This is a genomic window from Vibrio sp. OPT46, assembly GCF_015163535.1.
Taxonomy (GTDB): Bacteria; Pseudomonadota; Gammaproteobacteria; order Enterobacterales; family Vibrionaceae; genus Vibrio; species Vibrio alginolyticus.
Genome location: NZ_JADDYG010000244.1, coordinates 176,128 through 178,509 on the forward strand (window position 1 = coordinate 176,128; position 2,382 = coordinate 178,509).

The window sequence follows — 2,382 nt, forward strand, 5'->3', positions numbered from 1 at the left end:
ATTGAGTTTGCACTGAAATGTCATTACATGAAGCCATTTATCGGACAACACTTCATAGGGACAGCGTGTGGAGTCACACACTTCGGGGTATTTGTTGAGTTAGAGGAACCGAAGGTCTCATTCCTTTATCAACTTTCCAAAATGGTGAGTTCGAATTTGATGCAGTCAAACAAAAAATTTCTAGCCAGAGCACCACGTTTACTCTAGGAGCTAAAGTGCACGTGTTGGTTAAAGACGTCGATTCGAAATAAAGAAAGATCATGTTCAACTTAAAAGATGCGGAACACGCGGTAGGTTAGCCTGTTTTAGGTTACTTTCTAATCCATTAATCAAAAATAAAAAATAAGCTTTTAATACCGCAATTAACTTGTGACATTTCGCTGACATCGACTCATTCTAAAACCCTAATATCTGACAAAGGAAACGAATCTAATTTTTGTTTCCAGACACCATCGCAGAGTGTATTTCCAGCATTCTGTTTGCCTCGAGAGGTTCTTATGACAGCCTAGGATCTCTCGAGGCTTTTTTGCATCTATTCAAACCACCTGATTCTACATCACAACTATTATCCCCTACACAAGCTGTACTTTTTAACTAGTGCACTAGATCGCGAACTCTGATTTAAGCAACTGATCACACAACCACTTCTAAATTTTGGGTATAAAAGTATCAATACTTTCGTTAACTAGGATGTAAATAATGAAAAACTCGTTTGATCTCACTATGCCCAACGAAGAAGGATACTTTGGTGAATACGGTGGTAGCTTTGTTCCACCTGAGCTTGAACAAATCATGCATGACATCAACGCAGCTTATGAGGAATGCAGCAAAGATCCTGAATTTAAAGCGGAACTCGCTCGCCTGTATAAGCACTTTGTTGGACGACCTAGCCCATTCTTCCATGCGGAAAACTTGTCTAAAAAATACGGAGCAGACATCTACCTAAAGCGCGAAGACTTAAACCATACAGGCGCACATAAAATTAACCACTGCTTAGGGGAAGCCATTCTCGCTAAAAAGATGGGTAAGAAGAAACTAATTGCAGAAACTGGCGCAGGGCAACACGGTGTTGCGCTTGCTACAGCCGCGGCATTGGTTGGTTTGAAATGCGATATTTACATGGGTGAAGTTGATATCGCCAAAGAACATCCGAATGTCGTCCGCATGAGAGTCCTTGGTGCTAATGTCATTCCTGCCACTCATGGGCGCAAAACCCTCAAAGAAGCGGTAGATTCTGCATTCGAAGCTTATCTGAAAGATCCTGATACACAGCTTTATGCGATAGGCTCTGTCGTTGGCCCTCACCCATTCCCTAAAATGGTACGAGATTTCCAATCAATTATCGGTAACGAAGCACGAGTTCAATTCAAAGAAATGACCGGCAAGTTACCCAATAATCTCGTCGCATGCGTTGGAGGTGGTTCTAACGCGATGGGGCTATTTACTGCTTTCTTAGAGGATGAACAAGTCGCCATTCACGGCGTTGAACCTGCGGGCCGCTCTTTGCAAAAGGTTGGCGAGCATGCTGCAACACTCACACTCGGTGAGCCAGGTATCATGCACGGATTTAAGTCTTACATGCTTAAAGATGCGCAAGGCGAACCTCAGGAAGTGTACTCTGTAGCAAGTGGCTTGGATTACCCATCGGTTGGGCCTCAGCATAGTTACTTAAAAGACATTGGCCGTGTCAATTACGGCTCAATCAGTGATGACGAAGCGATTGATGCCTTCTTTGAGCTGTCTCGTGAAGAGGGAATAATCCCTGCTATTGAATCCTCACACGCTGTCGCTTACGCGATTAAACTCGCGAAGCAAGGAGAAACCGGCTCGATTTTGATCAACCTATCAGGCCGTGGTGACAAAGACATTGATTTTGTCGTTGAACACTACGGCGCAAAATACGGCATTGAATCACTCATATAGCCTAACTCCGTAACCTAACCCTATATACAAAAAGCTACCTGGAACTAGGTAGCTTTTTGTTTGTGTCTTGTATTTTAAGAAGCAAGTCCTTTTATTCACCAATCCCACTATGCCTTTAAAGCATAATTCGATTAACCGATAAGAGCTGGAATGCCTGGAAGCTGACCAACAACAGCAAGGGAGCCTGCACAAACGATAAACGCAGTGCCAGGAATCAGATATTTATCTTTGCGCGATAGTTCGTTAGCACGCTCATGGTCGCCGATAAGCCCGAGGTTATCCAACAGCATCGTGATTGCCCAACCGAAGACTGGATTAACGAATGCACAGGCAAAAATACAGATACCTGCACTGAGTGAATCTTTATGCTTATGGATCATCTGCATACCCGCTTCAAGGAGTGGTAAGAATACACCCACAATCAAAGCAACGCGCAGAACAGGTTCCCACATTGCTAGA

Annotated in this window: 2 protein-coding genes and 1 pseudogene; 2 read left to right on the top strand and 1 reads right to left on the bottom strand. The window is 43.6% G+C overall.

Annotation, left to right across the window (positions count from 1 at the left end; all coding sequences use genetic code 11):
• Window positions 1–251 (top strand): annotated as a pseudogene (locus tag IQR33_RS32810) (S1 RNA-binding domain-containing protein); the annotation flags it as partial.
• 448 nt (window positions 252–699) lie between these two features.
• Entirely contained in the window at window positions 700–1,923 is a 1,224-nt protein-coding gene (gene trpB / locus IQR33_RS10930; RefSeq protein ID WP_193837760.1) for a tryptophan synthase subunit beta, read from the top strand.
• 131 nt (window positions 1,924–2,054) lie between these two features.
• On the opposite strand, the gene IQR33_RS32815 is transcribed toward trpB, so the two are convergent.
• The coding region (locus IQR33_RS32815; protein WP_228013848.1) for a DUF3360 family protein at window positions 2,055–2,382 on the bottom strand (328 nt) is incomplete at its 5' end.

Bases quoted from the DNA above. Each gene is read 5' to 3' on its own strand.
- trpB (WP_193837760.1), top strand. From the start codon at position 700: ATGAAAAACTCGTTTGATCTCACTATGCCCAACGAAGAAGGATACTTT.